Source organism: Bacillus sp. F9_6S_D1_P_5 (genome assembly GCF_054823925.1).
On sequence record NZ_JBTREW010000003.1, the window covers coordinates 289,540 to 309,229 of the forward strand.

Here is a 19,690-nt window from a genome sequence, read left to right on the forward strand (position 1 = left end):
GTTATATCTTATTTATAAAAGAACACAATTTAAAATCCTATGAAATTATAGCATAATATAGTATTATAAGAAATTTCAACTTGTGTATCAAAATGATAACATAAAATCACATTGAAAAACTCGGAAATTATTACAATTGAAAGAAAAATGAAAATATTCATATTCATTTTTCCCACAAAACAGCATCCTATTTCAAATTCCACTAAAAAAAATGATACGATAGAAAGAGATTATACTTTAAGGGAGACGGTAAAATGAAACAACCACTCGCACATCGAATGCGCCCTACAAATATTCAAGAAATTATCGGACAACAACATTTAGTTGGTGAAGGAAAGATTTTATGGCGAATGGTCCAAGCAAATCATTTTCAATCTATGATTTTATACGGTCCTCCAGGTACTGGGAAAACATCCATTGCGAGCGCAATTGCAGGAAGTACCGGGACTCCGTTTCGCCTATTAAATGCTGTTACTCATAATAAAAAAGATATGGAAGTTGTCGTACAAGAAGCAAAGATGCATCGACACCTCGTTTTAATTTTAGATGAAGTACACCGTCTAGATAAAGCAAAACAGGATTTTCTATTACCTCATTTAGAAAGCGGACTTCTTACCTTAATTGGGGCAACGACGAGCAATCCGTTCCATGCTATTAATTCTGCTATTCGAAGTCGTTGTCAAATCTTCGAGTTACACGCATTAACAGAAGATGATCTTTTAATCGGGTTAAAACGAGCACTTGAAGATAAAGAGAAAGGTCTTGGAGAGTATGATGTAACCGTTACGCCTGAAGCATTACATCACTTTGCAAATGCATCAGGCGGAGATATGCGTTCCGCTTATAACGCACTTGAACTAGCTGTTTTATCTAGCTTTACAACGGATGACAAAGCTGCGGAAATTACACTAGAAGTTGCAGAAGAATGCTTGCAAAAGAAGAGCTTCGTTCACGACAAAGGTGGAGATGCTCATTACGACGTATTATCAGCATTTCAAAAATCAGTACGCGGAAGTGATGTAAATGCAGCACTTCACTATTTAGCACGTCTTATTGAAGCAGGTGATTTGCAAAGCATTGGTAGACGTCTTCTTATTATGGCATATGAAGATATCGGACTTGCTAGCCCGCAAGCTGGACCACGTACACTAGCAGCTATAGAATCAGCTGAACGAGTTGGGTTCCCCGAGGCACGCATACCACTTGCAAATGCTGTTATCGAGCTTTGCCTATCACCAAAATCAAACTCAGCTTATAAAGCACTTGATGCTGCATTACACGATTTACGTAACGGTCAAACAGGCGACATCCCAAGTCATTTAAAAGATAGTCATTACAAAGGCGCAGAATCACTTGGAAGAGGCATCGGATACTTATACCCACACGATCAACCAAATGGCTGGGTACAACAACAATACTTACCTGATAAAATAAAAAACAAACAATATTATAAACCGAAAACGACAGGAAAATTTGAGCAAGCACTTTCTACTGTATATGAAAGATTACAAAGTTCGAATAAAACGAAAAAATAAAGGGTAACATAAGCGAAAACGTCACCATTATGGAGGCTTCGCTTATGAAAACACGTCAAGATGCATGGACAAAAGAAGACGATCTCCTTTTAGCAGAAACTGTTTTACGACATATTCGCAGCGGCAGTACACAAATAAAAGCATTCGATGAAGTCGGCGATACATTAAATCGTACTTCAGCAGCTTGCGGATTTAGATGGAATGCTGAAGTACGGCCGAATTACGAAGATGCGGTGCAACTTGCAAAAAAACAACGTAAAGAATTAAAGCGTTCTGAAGCTAAAATAGAAAAAGAGCATTTCACGAAAACGAAACAACTTGTAATTGATGCCGAGTTTTCAGAAGATATTATGCCAAACAAGCAGGATCTTACAATGCAAAATGTCATCTCGTTTTTGCAAAACTTAGAGCATACCAACCCTTCACGCGCAAAATTACAAACTGAAAATGAAGTATTACAAGCTCAGCTCACGACTTTGAAAAAGACGAATCATGAACTGGAAGCAAAATTAGCGGTACTCTCAAAAAAACAGCAAGCAATCGAAGAAGATTATGCAATGCTCGTTAGAATTATGGACCGTGCTCGAAAACTCGTTTCAGTTGAAGAACAAGAAGAACAGATTGCTCCAATTTTCAAAACAGATCAAAATGGAAATTTAGATATTATATATTCTGCAGAGAATTAAAAACAGGGCTGTCACTTTTTTCACTAAGTGACAGCCCTGTTTGTTTCTTTGGTGGAGAGTATATATGTATGTGTGTCGGTAAATGAAATTATATCGACGATTCGATAAGGAATATCGATTTACCGACAAAAATTGACGAAATATCCCTCCCTATCATACAAGAAAGCTCTCGATATAAATTGGATATTTTTTACTAAAATGTTATTATAAACATATATCTTTTAAGGGAGATGGTAGCTATTTCATTAATAGTCTTCAAAATAGCACTCGGTGTTCTCGTCCTAACTTTAGCTCTTTTCACCATTAACAGTTTAAAAAAGACGTCCGCCTATACATCAGATAAATATGATCATTACTTACTAGGCTTACTTACATTTGAACTAGTAATAATGCAAATATCCCTATTTCTTTAATACATACAAAAAGCATATATCCGAAATGGATATATGCTTTTACTTTATTCTTGCCCTACACGTTTCACTTCTACATTTTTAATGCGTTCACGTACAACGTGACTAGCCATAATTAAGCCTGCTACAGATGGTACGAATGCGTTTGATGAAGGTGGTAATTTCGCTTTACGAATTTTTGCATTTTCGTCTGGTACGATTTCTTTACGTACTTCTTCACGAATTACGATTGGGTTTTCGTCAGAGAAGACAACTTTTACACCTTTTTTAATACCCTCTTTACGAAGTTTCGTACGAATTACTTTCGCAATTGGATCTGTATGTGTTTTAGAGATGTCCGCAATACGGAAACGAGTTGGGTCCATTTTATTTGCTGCACCCATACTTGAGATAATTTTAATTTTACGACGTAAACATTGTTTAATTAAATGGATTTTGAACGTAATCGTATCAGATGCATCTACTACGAAATCCAAGCCATGCTTGAAGAACTCTTCATATGTTTCATCAGTATAAAACATTTCTAGTCCAATTACTTCACAATCTGGATTAATGTCTGCAATACGCTCTTTCATTAATTCTACTTTTGAACGTCCTACAGTAGATACTAAAGCGTGAATTTGACGGTTTACGTTTGTAATATCTACAACGTCTTTATCAACTAATACGAGACGCCCTACGCCAGAACGCGCTAACGCTTCAGCCGAAAAAGAACCTACGCCGCCAATTCCTAAAATACCGACTGTACTATTTTTTAATATTTCAAGTCCTTCTTTACCGAAGGCTAATTCATTACGTGAAAATTGATGTAACATTCAGCTCTACACTCCTATTACAAAAATGGTCTACCATGTATTCTAGCGTTTTTCCGACTATTTGTATAGAAAAAGTTATAGAATTCCTAAAAATACATATTTCGAGCATAAAAACATAGTGTAAACCGACTTTTATTTCTTCCTAAATACACGTTTAAAAAGGAGGATTTAGAGAACCGAGCAGATCGAGGCACGTATGCTAGGAGGAGCGCAGTGTAGCAGTACTACTCGAGCACCGGACTAGCATACGTAACGATGAGATGCGACAGTTATCTGAACCGGACTTTTTAAACTTCCTCTCAAAAAAAGCCTAGATGGTATTAGTATAACCATCTAGACCCTATTCTTACTTCTCTTCTTTTAAGCTTAATTTTAAGTTTAACTCTTCAAGCTGTGCTTCTGCAACTGGGCTTGGAGCTTCTGTTAATAAGCAGCTTGCGCTTGCTGTTTTCGGGAATGCAATTGTGTCGCGAAGGTTCGTACGTCCTGCAAGTAACATAACAAGACGGTCTAAACCTAATGCGATACCGCCGTGTGGTGGCGTACCGTATTCGAATGCTTCTAATAAGAATCCGAATTGCTCTTGCGCTTCTTCTTGTGAGAATCCAAGTGCTTTGAACATTTTTTCTTGTACGTCACGCTCGTAAATACGAAGTGATCCACCACCAAGCTCATAACCGTTTAATACAAGGTCATATGCTTGTGCACGTGCTTTTTCTGGTGCTGTTTCTAATAGCTCAACGTCTTCACGGAATGGCATTGTGAATGGGTGGTGAGCTGCGAAGTAACGATCTGCATCTTCATCGTACTCAAGAAGTGGCCAATCCGTTACCCATAGGAAGTTATATTTACTTTCGTCAATTAACTCAAGCTCTTTACCTAGACGTAAACGAAGTGCGCCTAAGCTATCTGCAACAACGCTCTTCTTATCTGCTACGAATAGTAATAAGTCGCCAGCAGTAGCGTCTAATGTAGTCATTAACGCGTTTGCATCTTGTTCACCGAAGAATTTCGCGATTGGTCCTTTTAGGCCATCTTCTTCCACTTTAAGCCAAGCTAGACCTTTCGCACCGTATACTTTTACGAATTCAGTTAATGCATCGATATCTTTACGAGAGTATTTGCTCGCAGCACCTTTTGCATTAATTGCTTTTACTTGTCCGCCGCTTTCTACAGCACTTGTAAATACTTTAAAACCACAACCTGCTGCAAATTCAGATAGGTCTGTTAGTTCCATTTCAAAGCGTGTATCTGGCTTATCAGAACCGTAACGAGCCATTGCATCAGCATATTTCATACGAGGGAATGGTGCACTCACTTCCACACCTTTTGCATCCTTCATAACTTTCGTCATCATGCGCTCCATCATATCTAAAATTTCATCTTGTGTTAAGAATGAAGCTTCGATATCGATTTGCGTGAATTCTGGCTGACGGTCTGCACGTAAATCTTCGTCACGGAAACAACGTGCTACTTGATAGTAACGCTCAAATCCGCCGACCATAAGAAGCTGTTTAAATAGCTGCGGAGACTGTGGTAATGCATAGAATTCGCCATCATGTACACGACTTGGTACTAAATAGTCACGAGCTCCTTCTGGTGTGCTCTTCGTTAAAATTGGTGTTTCCACTTCTAAGAAATCTTCTGTGTCTAAGAAGTTACGAATTGTTTTCGTTACGTCGTGACGCATTTTGAATGTGTTAAACATTACAGGACGGCGTAGGTCTAAATAACGATATTTTAAACGCACATCTTCTGATGCATCTGTATCATCAGCAATAATGATTGGCGTTGTTTTCGCTGCATTTAATACGTTTACTTTCGTTGCTTGTACTTCAATACGACCAGTTGCCATATTGTCATTAATTGCGCCTTCACCACGCTCAACAACTGTACCTTCTACGTGTAATACGTATTCGCTACGAATTGTTTCTGCTACTTCTAGCGCTTCTTTTGATGTTTCTGGGTTAAATACAACTTGTACGATACCTGTACGGTCACGTAAGTCGATAAAGATTAATCCACCTAAATCACGGCGTTTTTGTACCCAACCTTTTAATTGAACTGTTTGTCCAACTGCTTCTACTGTTACTTTTCCACATGCATGTGTTCTTTCAGCCACTGTAAGTTCCCCCTATATTAATTTCTCTGCTACGTATGAAGCAAATACATCTAATGCTACTTCTTCTTGTTCGCCTGTTGCCATATCTTTTAAGTTGATGATGCCTTTATCTAGCTCATCTTCCCCTAATACAGCTACAAATTTCGCTTTTAGACGATCTGCTGATTTAAATTGTGCCTTCATTTTGCGGTCTAAATAATCTTTTTCAACTGATAATCCAGCTTTACGAAGATCAAACGCAACTTTTGCAGCATGGTCTTTCGCTTTCTCGCCAAGCGCTACAACGTAACAATCAATGCTATGTTCAATTGGTAATTCAATGTTTTCAGCTTTTAGCGCCATAATTAAACGTTCGATACTCATCGCAAAACCGATACCTGGCATTTCTGGTCCACCGATTTCTTGTACAAGTCCGTTATAACGGCCACCACCGCTTAATGTAGTAATAGCACCGAAACCTTCTGCCTCACTCATAATTTCAAATACAGTGTGTTGGTAGTAGTCTAAACCACGTACTAAGTTCGGATCTTTTTCAAATGGAACATCCATCATCGTTAATAGTTCTTGAACTTTTTCGTAGTATACTGCTGAGTCTTCGTTTAAGTATTCTGTAATAGATGGTGCTGTTCCCATTAATTCATGGTTACGGTCCTTCTTACAATCTAAAATACGAAGAGGGTTCTTTTCTAAACGAGATTGACAGTCAGAACAGAACTCGCCGATACGTGGCTCAAAGTGTGCGATTAACGCATCACGGTGCGCTTGACGGCTCGCCGCATCACCTAAGCTGTTTAATACAACTTTAATATTTTTTAAGCCCATGCCGCGGTAAAACTCTACAGCAAGTGCAATTACTTCTGCATCAATTGCAGGATCGTTACTACCGATTGCCTCAATACCGAATTGTACGAATTGACGATAGCGACCTGCTTGTGGTCTTTCGTAACGGAACATTTGACCGATATAGTATAATTTCGTTGGTTGTGTTGCATCACCGAACATTTTGTTTTCAACGTAAGAACGTACAACAGGTGCAGTACCTTCTGGACGTAATGTTAAACTACGCTCTCCACGATCTTGGAATGAGTACATTTCTTTTTGTACGATATCTGTCGTATCACCAACACCACGTAAAAATAGCTCAGTGTGTTCAAAAATTGGTGTACGAATTTCTTTATAATTGTAACGACGGCAAATTTCGCGTGCTTGCCCTTCGATATACTGCCATAACTCAACAGTGCCTGGAAGAATATCTTGCGTTCCGCGTGGGATTTGAATAGACATATTCAGTTCCTCCTCAAATTGTTTTAATCTTAATAAAAATAAAAAAACTCCCGCCTCTACTGTTTGAACAGTAGGGACGAGAGTATTATACCCGTGGTGCCACCCTAATTGAAGCACGTATGCTTCCACTTTTTTAATAACGCTTAAATGTGCGTTCATCCCTACTAAGCGTATATGCCGTTCAAGTTGAAACCTCTAGAGTGTCATTCAATCAGTCATCATGTAGAAATGCTTTCAGCCTAAGACATTTCTTCTCTTTCCATGTGTGTCTCATTTACTCTTCTCTATCAACGGTTATATTCATATGTAAATATAAAATTACTATACGTTTGTTCAGTAGGATTGTCAAGTGCTCTAAGAGCGTTCAATCTGCTTCTTTAGACGCTTTACATCTTGAAGAGAAATCCCAAACTCAGAAGCAAGCTCCATTGAAGTATTGTTTTGTTCTTTTGAAATAAAATCATGAAAATTTACGTTAAACAGTTGATTTGCACCATTTGTAACAGAGTGCCCTTTTTCATTCATACGCATACGTATATCCCTCACATTCAATATGGATGTTTTACTTTTTATTGTTCCATATTGATTAGAGCGTTATACGTATAAACGAATAATGTTATTCGATACCGCTCTTATATAAGTAATTAGCTCTTTGAATCATAAAGAATGTTACAACCATCGCTGCCATTACAAATACTACCCAAGTACCGTAACTTAACGCTGCGAAAGTAACTCCTAATGCGTGTAAAAAAATAGCTAAGCTAAACCGCAATGAAAATTTCAAATCTTTAAAGATTGACCAATTCATATACTATCTCTCCTTATCACACATACATCCAAATGTTTTTACCATTTTTTATTATACTATATAATTAATGACCCGAGCTACTGATTACAAACAAACATTAACATTCATTCACAACAATAATCATAACCACTCCACTCGCCAACATAGGATGCTTCAAATGATACAACGGTGCAACACCCGCTCCAAACATGATAATTTCTAACAATACATGCATTCCCATTCTGCGTGCGGAGCTCCAAATGACAGCATAAAACTTAAAGGTATATTAAATTCTTGAAGCATGCTACACCTTCTTTTCCTTTTATCCTCCTTCAAATTAATCCTACGATAAAGTGAAACGTGAATTATTGGGGGGTGTGTCCATCCACCACTGATTATTAACCCTCACTAATCGGGCTTTTACGGGCGCCCGACTCCCAACCTAACTCCCTCGCAGTCGCCGAATTTTGAGTATGAGTCTTACTACCCACAAATAACTGGATAAATGAACAAAACATACAACAATGTATAAAAAAGAGAGGATGATATCATCCTCTCTTCTTAAGTAACACTATTTACTTTCCACAATTAAGGTCACCGGACCATCATTGATTAATGAAACATCCATCATTGCTCCGAACGTCCCTGTTTCTACATGCAATCCTTGCTTACGAACTTCCTCATTAAAGAAATCATATAAACGCTCTGCATAGTCAGGTTTGGCAGCACCCATAAAGTTTGGACGTCTTCCCTTGCGGCAATCTCCGTATAATGTGAATTGCGAAATTGATAGAACTTGTCCTGCTACATCAAGTACCGAATGGTTCATCTTTCCGCTCTCATCTTCAAAAATACGTAAGTTCGCAATTTTTTCTGCAATGTAAGTTGCATCTTTTTCTGTATCTTCATGCGTAATGCCAACTAGTAATGTTAAACCGAACGGAATTTGTCCTACGATCTCACCGTCTACTGTGACAGACGCTTCTTTTGATCGTTGTAAAACAACTCTCATCTTTTCTACACTCCCTATTAATGCATCATGCGTCGTACTGCATAAATTTCTGGAACACGTTTAATGCGTTCTACTACTTTTTTCAAATGCTGTAAGTTACGAATAGAGATTGACATATTAATTGTCGCCATCTTATTACGGTCACTTCTACCAGAAACTGCCGAAATGTACGTTTTCGTCTCTGTAACAGCTTGCAATACTTCATTTAATAAACCACGGCGATCATAACCTGAAATTTCAATATCAACGTTATACTCAATTTCTTTTTCAGGGCTACCTTCCCACTCTACTTCTAATAAACGTTCTATAGCTTCTTCTGTATGAACATTTACACAATCACGGCGGTGGATTGATACGCCTCGGCCTTTCGTAATATATCCAACGATATCATCACCTGGTACTGGGTTACAGCATTTTGATAAGCGAATTAATAAATTATCCGCACCACTTACTTTAACACCAGAATCCCATTTTCGAATTTTCATCGGTTTACGAACTTCTTTAACTTCAACAATCTCTTCTTCTTCACGTTGCTTACGGAACTTGTCCGTTAGTCGTGTAACAATTTGTGATGCAGTGATGCCGTTATACCCAACTGCTGCAAACATATCTTCTTCATTTGCAAAGTTGAATTTTTCAGCAACACGTTTTAAATTGTCAGGAGCTAACACTTCTTTCATCTCATACTCTAGGCTACGCACTTCTTTCTCAACAAGTTCACGGCCTTTTTCAATATTTTCATCTCTACGTTGCTTCTTAAAGAATTGACGTATTTTGTTTTTTGCATGAGATGTTTGAGCAAGTTTCACCCAATCTTGACTTGGTCCATACGAATGTTTCGATGTTAAAATCTCAATGATGTCACCTGTTTTTAATTTATAATCAAGCGTCACCATTTTCCCGTTTACTTTTGCACCGATTGTTTTATTCCCAATTTCTGAATGCACGCGATATGCAAAGTCAATCGGAACAGATCCAAGTGGCAATTCCATTACATCGCCTTTCGGTGTAAAGACGAATACCATGTCAGAGAATAAATCAATCTTTAATGACTCCATAAACTCTTCCGCATTAGAAGCTTCATTTTGCCATTCTAATATTTGACGGAACCATGTAAGTTTCTTCTCTAATGTACCCGTTGTTTCTGCTGTTTTTCCTTCTTTATACGCCCAGTGTGCCGCGATCCCGAATTCTGCAATCTCATGCATTTCTTTCGTACGAATTTGTACTTCAAGCGGATCACCTTTTGGCCCAATTACAGTCGTATGAAGAGATTGATATAGGTTTGCTTTCGGCATTGCAATATAATCTTTAAAACGACCTGGCATCGGCTTCCAGCACGTATGAATAATTCCAAGTACTGCATAACAATCTTTAATACTATTTACAACGACACGTACAGCTAATAAATCGTAAATTTCATTGAACTGTTTATTTTGCAGTGCCATTTTACGATAAATACTGTAAATATGTTTTGGTCTTCCAGAAATTTCAGGTTGAATTGCAACTTCGTCTAATTTCTCACGAATACCAGTCATTACTTCGTCTAAATACTCTTCACGTTCTGCACGTTTACGCTTCATTAAATTTACAATACGATAATATTGCTGTGGATTTAAATAGCGAAGTGACGTATCCTCTAGCTCCCATTTAATAGTACTAATTCCGAGTCTATGTGCTAAAGGTGCAAAGATTTCTAACGTTTCATTCGCAATGCGACGCTGCTTCTCTTGAGGCAAATGTTTCAATGTACGCATGTTATGAAGACGATCAGCTAGTTTAATTAAAATAACTCGAATATCTTGAGCCATTGCAATAAACATTTTGCGATGGTTTTCTGCTTGTTGTTGCTCATGAGATTTATATTTAATCTTTCCGAGCTTTGTCACACCATCGACAAGCATAGCAATTTCTTTATTAAATTCCCGTTCAATATCTTCTAATGTAATCTCTGTATCTTCTACTACATCATGTAAGAAACCTGCTGATACCGTAGCTGGATCCATGTGTAAATCAACTAAAATACCTGCAACTTGAATTGGATGAATAATGTACGGTTCACCCGATTTTCTGTATTGTTCGCTATGTGCATCGCGTGCATATTCATAGGCACGTGCTACTAGCTCAATATCTTCATCCACTAAATATTGACTTGCTTTCTCGAGTACCTGTTCAGCTGTTAGTACCTGCTCATTTGCCATCGAATCACCTTTTATTGAAAATTGACTTTATCTTTATTAAATAGAATAAATTATATTCTATCATTATAACCCAATGATTGTGAATTGTGAAAAGGAAAAGATTTTACTGACATTTCACCATGATTTTTTGTTCAATTATACAAAAGTACCCGCTCCTCTCCAAGAGATTCACGGGTACTTTTTATCACCGTAGTTTTACTATATAGTGATTAGTATTTTTCTAATACTAATACATCGTAACCATCTAACATTTTACGACCATCTAAGTAAGTAAGTTCTACTAAGAATGCAATTCCTGCTACAACTCCGCCTAGCTCTTCAACTAGCTTAATTGTCGCTTCAATTGTTCCACCTGTAGCTAATAGATCATCTGTAATTAATACGCGTTGACCTGGCTTAATTGCATCTTTATGGATTGTTAAAACATCTTTACCATATTCTTTACCGTAGTCAACTGTAATTACTTCACGTGGTAATTTTCCTAATTTACGAACTGGCGCAAATCCTACTTCTAAAGCATAAGAAACTGGGCAACCGATAATGAAACCACGAGCTTCTGGTCCTACTACAAGGTCAATATCTCTTTTCTTTGCATACTCAACAATTGCATCTGTTGCTGCTTTGTATGCTTTACCGTCGTTCATTAACGGTGTGATGTCTTTAAACACAATACCTTCTTTTGGATAATCCGGTACAATTGCGATATGTTGCTTGAAATCCATATTTCTGAATCCTCCTCAGATCTAAAAGGTTTGTAAATACAAATCCTTTACCCTAACTGTTCTACTTATTTATGATTACGAATCGTTTCAAACCATGTATATAGTTGCTGATATGTGCTATAAACCAATTCTTTTTCTAATTGTAAGTGGTTCATTTTCTCACGATATGTGTTCGATTCAATTAAATCACGCTTTTGTTTTTTGTCTGCCATAAAAATGACGCCATCTTTTATTGTAACAAATTCTAACTCAAAAAACACCTGTGTCATGAAATTTACTGTATCTTTTGACCAACCTTTATGTTGACATAGTTGCGCTCCATATTGTCTTAAAGAAAATGGTGCTTTTTGGCTCAAGAACGAATAGTACCATTTAAAGTGTTCTCTCGTTGGAACAGTACTAAATAAATGATTATTCTCTTGATAAAATAGTGTATAAATTCGCGATGGGAACCCAGCTTTAAATAGCTCTCGTAATTCATCTGTTCCTTTTGGTAAATCAAGGAACACGATGTATTGGTCATCTAACTCAGTTACTTCTGATGCATGCATCATATGCTCTTTATAGTCTTCTAAAGAAAATTTATGCAATACCTCTTCAGAAAAATACACCATCGTTATTTTTTCTTTCGGAAGTTCCGCTACATTTGTTTCTACGTTACGCATACTACGCCAATCAAATAATTGCCATGCCTCTACAGCAATATCTTGCACCATTAATTGCGGCTTCTTAAAATTATTCCATTCATTAATAGATGCTTCCCCTATTACAGATACCTTTGCAACTGGAGAAATTTCTTTCGCATACGCACCAAAACCAAATCCGATTGTATCCAGTGTTGCTTGTCCATCACGAAGAGCCATTTTCAAATGAGAACCGTCGGATCCGATTGCTCGAATACTTTCTAGCTCTGCATCCTTCACTGCAATACGTGGTTTTGGATTTCCAACACCAAATGGCGCTAACTTTTGCATATCTTCAATTGCTGCAAGTGTTACATCCTCCACTTTACAAAAGACATCAACAGATGTAATCGGAATAAAATCTTCTTCCGTTAAAATCGTATCTGCTTGTTCATTTAAGCGGCGGCGTAATTCAGCTACATCATTCATATGTAGCGTCATTCCCGCTGCCATCGGATGCCCTCCGAAGTGTGGCAATAACTCTCTACAATCTGACAAGTTTGCAAACAAATCAAATCCTGCAATACTACGTGCTGAGCCTTTTGCTGTTTCCTTGACAGGATCAATGCTTAATACAATCGTCGGACGATAAAAACGTTCAACCAATTTAGAAGCGACAATTCCAATTACACCTGGATTCCATCCTTCTTTTGCAAGCACTAATACTTTATTGTCTTCTGGCGGAAAATTATTTTCAACTTCAGCGATAGCTTCTTCTGTAATTTGCTTTACAATATCTTTTCGCAGTTTATTCAACTCATCAATTTCTTCAGCAAGCTCTTTCGCTTCTTCTGGATCCTCTGATAATAAAAGATGTACAGCCGGCGTAGCATCTTCTAAACGTCCAACAGCATTAATACGAGGTGCGATTGAGAAGCCAATACTCTCTTCTGTAATTTCACTTTGAGAAACGTTAGCAACTTTAAATAGCGCCTTTAGTCCGATATTTTTCGTCATGCGCATATGTTTTAAACCGCGCTTCACTAGCAATCTATTTTCACCATGAAGTGATACTAAATCGGCAACTGTACCAATTACTGCAATTTCTAATAAATGTTCTGGTACACGGCCTAACAATGCATGTGCAACTTTAAACGCAACACCTACACCAGCTAAATAGTGAAACGGATATACACCGCCATCTAATTTCGGGTGAATAATCGCAAGTGCTTCTGGCAATTCTGGTGGTGGCTCATGGTGATCCGTAATAATAAGATCTACTCCAAGCTCCTTCGCTACCTTCGCTTCATGTACCGCTGCGATACCAGTATCGACAGTAATAATTAGTGAGAATCCTGCGCTATGCGCCCAGCGAAATGCTTCTTCATTTGGTCCATAACCTTCTGTAAAACGGTTTGGAATATAAAATTCTACGTCTGCGCCTAATTCTTGCAAGGCAAGATATAACACAGTCGTACTACTTACTCCGTCCGCATCGTAGTCACCAAATATTAATATTTGTTCTCCATTTTGAATCGCCTTATTTACACGTTCTACCGTTCGATCCATTCCTTCTAATAAAAATGGATCATGAAATTCTTGATTTTCTGTATTTAAAAAATCTAAAATCTTATCTTCTGTATCTAATCCTCTGCCGAGGAATAACGAAACGACAAGTGGTGATAATTGTAATTTACTTGCTAATTCACTCACTCGCTCGCCATTATATTCTTTTTCTTTCCAACGCGTCTTCGGTTGTAACACGAAATCACCCCTTAACCTGTTCATTATACAAGACAGATTAAGGGGTGACAATATAATGCAAACTACGATGCAATATCTATATACTAAAATGTTAATGATATTTAATTTGGAGAATAAGGATTTATATGTACAAACACATTTTGTACGTTATCTTGTTTCATAAGCGTTTCTTTCACATGCTTTCCAATACGGTGCCCTTCTTCTACAGTAATGTATGGATCTACAGAAACTTTAATATCAACAATAACGTAATGACCATGCTCCCTTGCATATAAAGAACCGATTTTTTTCACACCATCTATTTGAAGTACTGCTTCTCTAAGAGGAACAACATCTTCCTCATGAAGAACATGATCAAGCGTTGCATGAATTGCTTCTGCCCCAATACTCCACGCCATTTTTGCAACAAGAAGTGAAACAAATAATCCTGCAATTGGATCGGCATATACAAGCCAATCTAACCCGAACTTACCACCGATAATCGCTGCACAAATACCGATTAAAGCTGCAATTGAAGAAAATACATCCGAACGGTGCTCATATGCATTTGCAATAATTGCATCACTATTTACCCTCTTCCCTAATCGGAATTTATATTGAAACATTCCTTCTTTCACGATAATCGAAAGAACAACAGCAAAAATCGTAATTCCTTTCGGTGGTTCTAATTCTTGCGAAAAAGCTTTTATAGACGAAATCGCTATCTCGATCCCCACAATAAATAACAATACTGCAACAATAATCGCTGAAATCGATTCCGCTTTACCATGACCATACGGATGATCTTCATCGGGCGGCTGCTTTGCTGCTCGCAATCCAAACAGTACAGCTAGTGAACCAATTACATCTGACGCAGAATGCACCGCATCCGCTAATAGCGCTTTACTGTTCCCAATATAACCAATTACCGCCTTTACAATCGCTAATATAATATTACCAACGATCCCGACAATAGCACCAAACTCGGCCTGTTTAAAACGTTCATCTTTTTCCATAATTAAAATCCCTTCTTTTCTTAACCTATCTTTTTATTGTAACAAAAACAGCGATAACATCACCACTTTTTTCCATTTTCCTATTTCAAAGTTGCTATCTTATTGTATCCACAAACGAAAAAAGAGATGCCTCATAAAGAGACATCATCTTTTTTATACTTGCGGTTCAGATTCTACTTTCTCAACCTTTTTCTTGTTTTTGCCCTTTTTCAAACGACGGTTTTCAAGCATTAACCAAATTTGAGAAGCGACGAAAACAGAAGAGTACGTACCTACAACTAATCCGACAAGTAAAGCAAACGAGAAGTTACGTAATGACTCACTACCGAAGATAAGTAACGCAATTACCGGGAACAACACTGTTAATACGGTGTTAATTGAACGACCAAGCGTTTGACGAATACTTGCATTTACGATTTCTTCTAAGTCTTTTATATCGCGAACTCGTTTTTTCTGTTTGTATAATTCACGGTTTCTATCAAATGTAACAATTGAGTCATTAATAGAATAACCGATGATTGTTAACACCGCAGCGATAAACGTTAAGTCTACCTCTAATTGGAAAATACTAAATATAACAACCATAACGAATGCATCATGTAGTAATGCAAGTACTGCAGATAATGCATACGTAAAGCGGAATCGAATACTTACGTATAAGATGATAACTGCAGAAGCAATCAGTACAGCAATAAATGCATTTCGTGCAATTTCTTTACCAATTGTTGGTGAAACTGTACTTATGTTTGGATCTGTACCATATTTATCGTGGAAGAATGTTTTTGTTTTCGCAATTTCATCTTTTGATAGAACACCTAATGTACGAACCGCGAACCCTTTATTGTCATCTCCAGTCGGTACAATATTTTCTTCTTTTACATCAATGTTCAATTCTTTAAAATCTTTATGAACATCAGATACAGTAAGGGCTTGTTTTGATTGCAAGTCGATACGTGTACCACTCGCAAAGTCAATACCAAGATTCAATTTGAAAATTGGTAAAATAATTGCACCTGCAATTACAACTACAATCGAGAAAACAAGGAATTTATGACCGATATTTACGAAGTTAATACGATCAAATCTTGTCGGTGGATGTACTACACCTTTTGTTAACGGAATAATATCCTTTTGTTTCACACCAAAGTATCCTGGTTTTTTATCGAAGTAACGGCTCTTTACAAGTAATCCTAGTAAGAAACGTGTACCGAATACGTTCGTAATGAAACCGACTAAAATACTTACGATTAAACTTGTTGCGAATCCTTTTACAGAGCTATTACCATAAACGAATAACACACCAGCTGCTGCAAGTGTTGTAATGTTCGCATCTAAAATCGTTGCTAATGAACGATGGTTACCAGCACGGAATGCTGACATCATTGACTTACCAATTTTCAGCTCTTCTTTCAGTCTCTCGTACGTAATAATATTCGCATCAACTGCGATACCTACCCCGAGCACTAACGCCGCAATACCTGGCAACGTAAGAACTGCATGCATCCAGTTAAAGACAAGTAACGTAACGAAAATGTATAGACCTAACATAATAACCGCTACAAGTCCTGGTAAACGGTAAAATACAAGCATAAATAAGAAAATAAGAGCGATACCAATCGCACTAGCGAAAATCGTTTGCTCTAACGCTTGTTGACCAAACTTCGCTCCAACAGATGTTGAATACATTTCTTTTAAATCAACAGGAAGTGCACCTGCATTTAATAAAGATGAAAGTTGTTTCGCGCTTTCAACTGTGAAGTTTCCACCTACGATAGATACTTCAGCTTGGTTAAACACTTGGCTTACTGTTGCTGCTGATAAGAACTTCGGATTCGGTTTTGCAGATTCTGCTTTGTATGAATCTTTTCCTTCTTCAAAATCAAGCCAAATTACCATTAAATTCGTTGGTGGTGGCATTTTTGAAATTTTTTCAGTTACTTCACGGAATTTTTCAGCGCTCTTTAGTGTAAGACCTACACTCGCACGGCCTTGCTCATCAAATGTTTGCTTCGCTCCGCCGCCTTTTAAATCCGTTCCGTCCATAAGAAGGTTGTCATCTACATCACGGAATGTTAATTTCGCTTGTGTTGATAACATTTCACGTGCTTTTTGCTGATCTTGTACACCAGCAAGCTGTACGCGAATTCGGTCTTGCCCTTCAATTTGAATGTTCGGCTCACTTACACCGAGAACATTGACACGATTTTCAAGAGCACCTACTGTACTTACAAGTGCCTCTCGATCGATTTTATCACCTTTTTTGGCTGGTTTTACTTCATACAGAATTTCAAAACCACCGCGAAGGTCTAGTCCTAGACTAATTCCTTTTGCTATGTCTTTTCCTGCCGCACCAATTACTCCACCGATCAATAATACGATGAGGAAAAAGGCGGCAATTCTCGTACCACGCTTTGCCATATGTACCCTCTTTCTGCTACTAACACTTTAAATAAATCTCTTACGATTCACTTTTACACGTGTGCATACGCCTAGTTAGTAGACTTCCTTTCTATAATTTTGCTAGTTCATCACTAGCTGTGTCGATATGGTTTTCACAATACCTACACTTTCATTATTTATTTTCTCTCTTCACTACCCCCTTTATATATAATCTTAGACATAATTATTTCCTCATTATCAATACCTATCATTATACTGCAAAAGGAAGAACAAACCAATTGCAGTCGGTTATTTATTTTCATATTCATCAAACGACCAAAGTGGCGCTTGATATGCTTCAACAGTTAAATACGTCATATATTCATTAGCACTTACTGTTAATACGTCATTAACTAATTCATACAATCTAACATCACTGTCTATCTTCTTCCACTTTTTCGTTTTAAGAAACTTCCAAATGTCATCATCTGTTACTCGATCATAACCAAACATGTGGAACTCTTCTACTTTACTTTCTAAAACGACTTGTAACTGTCCGCGGTATGATTCTACCAAAGCCTCTTTTTCTAACATACATAACATCTCCTTCTGATTTCAGCACGAAAAGTCGCTTTTAATCCCGCTCTAATGGACAGCAATAACTACTTTCAAGAGCACTCTCTTAAATGCTTGTCATTCTTGTCTCGTACGTGCATATAAATTATTGTAAATCATTCCACTGATTTTGAGAAGGTAGGAGAAGACCATGACGAGACAAAGCTTTTTAAAAGGCGCATTTATTTTAATGATAGCCGGCTTTATTACCAAAATCCTTGGATTTATTAACCGGATTGTAATGGCACGTATTTTAGGGGAAGAAGGCGTTGGCCTTTATATGATGGCCGTTCCTACATTCATTCTAGCAATTACATTAACACAAATTGGTCTTCCTGTCGCAATCGCAAAATTTGTAGCAGAAGCTGAAGCTGTAAACGATAAACAAAGAGTAAAAAAAATATTAACAGTATCATTAGCTGTTACATCCGTTATTAGTATCATTTTAACAATTGGAATTATGCTCCTCACACCTATTTTAGCAAAAACATTATTAACTGACGAACGAACGTACTATCCATTAATGGCCATTTTACCTGTCGTTCCTGTTATTGCTGTTTCTTCTGTTTTACGCGGTTATTTCCAAGGGAAACAAAATATGAAACCTAGCGCTTACGCCCAAGTTATAGAGCAAGTTGTCCGCATTACAATTATCGCTATATGCATTCAATTATTTTTACCATATGGCGTAGAATATGCTGCAGCTGGCGCTATGTTATCAGCCGTTCTCGGTGAAGTTGCATCGTTATTATTTTTACTCACTTTATTCCAGCGCGAAAAGCATTTATCTATACGCTCTGGATTTTTCACTACTGTAAAGGAAAGCAAGGGGACATTTTATTCTCTTATGGATATTGCACTTCCAACTACAGGAAGTCGCTTAATCGGTTCCGTTTCCTATTTTTTTGAACCTATCGTCGTTATGCAAAGCTTAGCGATTGCCGGCGTTGCTGCCTCCGTCGCAACCCAGCAATACGGTATATTAAACGGGTATGCCTTCCCACTTCTTTCACTGCCAGCCTTTATTACATACGCTCTTTCTACAGCACTCGTTCCATCTATTAGTGAAGCAATGGCCAAAAGACAACATAAATTAGTAGAACACCGCTTGCAACAAGCTCTGCGCATCTCATTAATTACTGGTGGCTGGTCAGTTGTTATATTATACGTATTTGCTTCTCCTGTTTTAACTCTTATGTATGGATCAGACAGTGCAACAGCATTCATCCAGCTTCTTGCACCTTGCTTTTTATTTCATTACTTTCAAAGTCCACTTACCTCTGTTTTACAAGCTTTAAACTTAGCACGTGCGGCGATGATGAATACATTTATTGGCGCAATCGTAAAATTAATCGTTATTTTTGTACTAGCTTCAAGACCAGAGTTTCAAATGATGGGAGTTGCCCTTGCAATTGCAGCAAATATAGTAACCGTAACATTTCTTCATTACGCTACTGTTTTAAAGAAAATTACATTTACCATTTACGCAAAAGACTACATTTTCGGCGGACTTGTCATCGGTATTGCAGGCTCCTTCGGTTTTTACCTTCATAAGTATATGATTTTTTCTCATTCACTTGGCATACAAACATTATGGGAAATCACTTTAACAACACTCGTTTATATTGTGCTCCTCTTCACTTTCAAGCTCATTCGAAAAGAAGAGTTAAGTCGGCTCCCTATCATTCGAAAACTTTCATTTTTGAAGTAAACAGGCTTACTATTTCATATAGTAAGCTT

Annotated in this window: 15 protein-coding genes, 1 pseudogene and 1 other annotated feature; of the genes and pseudogenes, 3 read left to right on the forward strand and 13 right to left on the reverse strand. The window is 37.5% G+C overall.

Features of this window, described 5'->3' with window-relative positions:
* Positions 1–254: 254 nt before the first annotated feature.
* Positions 255–1,535 carry a replication-associated recombination protein A gene (locus tag ACUXEY_RS06290; protein WP_166702882.1) on the forward strand — a complete coding sequence of 427 codons (1,281 nt, stop codon included), beginning with the start codon at positions 255–257 and terminating at the stop codon, positions 1,533–1,535.
* 44 nt (positions 1,536–1,579) lie between these two features.
* Positions 1,580–2,221, forward strand: coding sequence for an RsfA family transcriptional regulator (locus ACUXEY_RS06295; protein WP_461300302.1), 642 nt, complete (start codon positions 1,580–1,582; stop codon positions 2,219–2,221).
* Between the two features lie 457 nt (positions 2,222–2,678).
* Here ACUXEY_RS06295 and ACUXEY_RS06300 read toward each other — a convergent pair whose 3' ends face one another.
* The 13 genes and pseudogenes from ACUXEY_RS06300 to ACUXEY_RS06360 all read right to left on the reverse strand — a co-directional run bounded on the left by ACUXEY_RS06300 (position 2,679) and on the right by ACUXEY_RS06360 (position 17,929).
* Positions 2,679–3,446, reverse strand: a complete 768-nt coding sequence (locus ACUXEY_RS06300) for a tRNA threonylcarbamoyladenosine dehydratase (RefSeq protein WP_048531362.1) — start codon at positions 3,444–3,446, stop codon at positions 2,679–2,681.
* Between the two features lie 346 nt (positions 3,447–3,792).
* The gene (gene aspS, locus ACUXEY_RS06305; RefSeq protein WP_461300303.1) at positions 3,793–5,568 is read right to left on the reverse strand and encodes an aspartate--tRNA ligase; all 1,776 of its coding nucleotides are present in this window, start codon (positions 5,566–5,568) and stop codon (positions 3,793–3,795) included.
* Between the two features lie 12 nt (positions 5,569–5,580).
* Complete coding sequence (hisS, locus tag ACUXEY_RS06310) at positions 5,581–6,852, reverse strand: histidine--tRNA ligase (RefSeq protein ID WP_000027087.1); 1,272 nt, start codon at positions 6,850–6,852, stop codon at positions 5,581–5,583.
* A gap of 69 nt (positions 6,853–6,921) precedes the next feature.
* Positions 6,922–7,152, reverse strand: a binding site (T-box leader).
* Positions 7,153–7,206: 54 nt separating this feature from the next.
* Positions 7,207–7,383, reverse strand: a complete 177-nt coding sequence (locus ACUXEY_RS06315; RefSeq protein ID WP_001242605.1) for a hypothetical protein — start codon at positions 7,381–7,383, stop codon at positions 7,207–7,209.
* An 85-nt stretch (positions 7,384–7,468) separates the two neighbouring features.
* Positions 7,469–7,660, reverse strand: a complete 192-nt coding sequence (locus tag ACUXEY_RS06320; RefSeq protein WP_166702884.1) for a damage-inducible protein DinB — start codon at positions 7,658–7,660, stop codon at positions 7,469–7,471.
* Between the two features lie 77 nt (positions 7,661–7,737).
* Positions 7,738–7,942 (reverse strand): annotated as a pseudogene (locus ACUXEY_RS06325) (hypothetical protein).
* Positions 7,943–8,210: 268 nt separating this feature from the next.
* A complete protein-coding gene (locus ACUXEY_RS06330) occupies positions 8,211–8,651 on the reverse strand; it encodes a D-tyrosyl-tRNA(Tyr) deacylase (protein WP_166702885.1) in 441 nt (146 codons plus the stop codon).
* A gap of 17 nt (positions 8,652–8,668) precedes the next feature.
* A complete protein-coding gene (relA, locus tag ACUXEY_RS06335) occupies positions 8,669–10,852 on the reverse strand; it encodes a GTP diphosphokinase (protein ID WP_001262809.1) in 2,184 nt (727 codons plus the stop codon).
* Between the two features lie 209 nt (positions 10,853–11,061).
* Positions 11,062–11,574 carry an adenine phosphoribosyltransferase gene (locus ACUXEY_RS06340; RefSeq protein WP_000346220.1) on the reverse strand — a complete coding sequence of 171 codons (513 nt, stop codon included), beginning with the start codon at positions 11,572–11,574 and terminating at the stop codon, positions 11,062–11,064.
* Between the two features lie 65 nt (positions 11,575–11,639).
* The gene (gene recJ / locus ACUXEY_RS06345) at positions 11,640–13,961 is read right to left on the reverse strand and encodes a single-stranded-DNA-specific exonuclease RecJ (RefSeq protein ID WP_461300304.1); all 2,322 of its coding nucleotides are present in this window, start codon (positions 13,959–13,961) and stop codon (positions 11,640–11,642) included.
* Between the two features lie 101 nt (positions 13,962–14,062).
* On the reverse strand, positions 14,063–14,956 hold the full coding sequence (locus ACUXEY_RS06350; RefSeq protein WP_087957035.1) for a cation diffusion facilitator family transporter: 894 nt from the start codon (positions 14,954–14,956) through the stop codon (positions 14,063–14,065).
* A 153-nt stretch (positions 14,957–15,109) separates the two neighbouring features.
* A complete protein-coding gene (gene secDF / locus ACUXEY_RS06355) occupies positions 15,110–17,374 on the reverse strand; it encodes a protein translocase subunit SecDF (protein WP_461300305.1) in 2,265 nt (754 codons plus the stop codon).
* A gap of 270 nt (positions 17,375–17,644) precedes the next feature.
* Positions 17,645–17,929 (reverse strand): post-transcriptional regulator, encoded by a 285-nt coding sequence (locus ACUXEY_RS06360; RefSeq protein ID WP_048531380.1) that lies wholly within the window; start codon positions 17,927–17,929, stop codon positions 17,645–17,647.
* Between the two features lie 172 nt (positions 17,930–18,101).
* Between ACUXEY_RS06360 and spoVB the strand changes: the two genes are divergently transcribed.
* Positions 18,102–19,661: a stage V sporulation protein B gene (gene spoVB, locus ACUXEY_RS06365; RefSeq protein ID WP_461300306.1), complete on the forward strand. Its 1,560-nt coding sequence runs from the start codon at positions 18,102–18,104 to the stop codon at positions 19,659–19,661.
* Positions 19,662–19,690 lie beyond the last annotated feature (29 nt).

What these genes read in the sequence shown, in the direction of transcription:
- ACUXEY_RS06360 (WP_048531380.1), bottom strand. Translation starts at nt 17,929, where the DNA reads ATGTTAGAAAAAGAGGCTTTGGTAGAATCATACCGCGGACAGTTACAA.
- ACUXEY_RS06320 (WP_166702884.1), bottom strand. Translation starts at nt 7,660, where the DNA reads ATGAATTGGTCAATCTTTAAAGATTTGAAATTTTCATTGCGGTTTAGC.
- ACUXEY_RS06295 (WP_461300302.1), top strand. Translation starts at nt 1,580, where the DNA reads ATGAAAACACGTCAAGATGCATGGACAAAAGAAGACGATCTCCTTTTA.
- ACUXEY_RS06300 (WP_048531362.1), bottom strand. Translation starts at nt 3,446, where the DNA reads ATGTTACATCAATTTTCACGTAATGAATTAGCCTTCGGTAAAGAAGGA.
- ACUXEY_RS06315 (WP_001242605.1), bottom strand. Translation starts at nt 7,383, where the DNA reads ATGCGTATGAATGAAAAAGGGCACTCTGTTACAAATGGTGCAAATCAA.
- ACUXEY_RS06340 (WP_000346220.1), bottom strand. Translation starts at nt 11,574, where the DNA reads ATGGATTTCAAGCAACATATCGCAATTGTACCGGATTATCCAAAAGAA.
- spoVB (WP_461300306.1), top strand. Translation starts at nt 18,102, where the DNA reads ATGACGAGACAAAGCTTTTTAAAAGGCGCATTTATTTTAATGATAGCC.
- hisS (WP_000027087.1), bottom strand. Translation starts at nt 6,852, where the DNA reads ATGTCTATTCAAATCCCACGCGGAACGCAAGATATTCTTCCAGGCACT.
- secDF (WP_461300305.1), bottom strand. Translation starts at nt 17,374, where the DNA reads ATGGCAAAGCGTGGTACGAGAATTGCCGCCTTTTTCCTCATCGTATTA.
- ACUXEY_RS06330 (WP_166702885.1), bottom strand. Translation starts at nt 8,651, where the DNA reads ATGAGAGTTGTTTTACAACGATCAAAAGAAGCGTCTGTCACAGTAGAC.
- ACUXEY_RS06290 (WP_166702882.1), top strand. Translation starts at nt 255, where the DNA reads ATGAAACAACCACTCGCACATCGAATGCGCCCTACAAATATTCAAGAA.
- relA (WP_001262809.1), bottom strand. Translation starts at nt 10,852, where the DNA reads ATGGCAAATGAGCAGGTACTAACAGCTGAACAGGTACTCGAGAAAGCA.
- ACUXEY_RS06350 (WP_087957035.1), bottom strand. Translation starts at nt 14,956, where the DNA reads ATGGAAAAAGATGAACGTTTTAAACAGGCCGAGTTTGGTGCTATTGTC.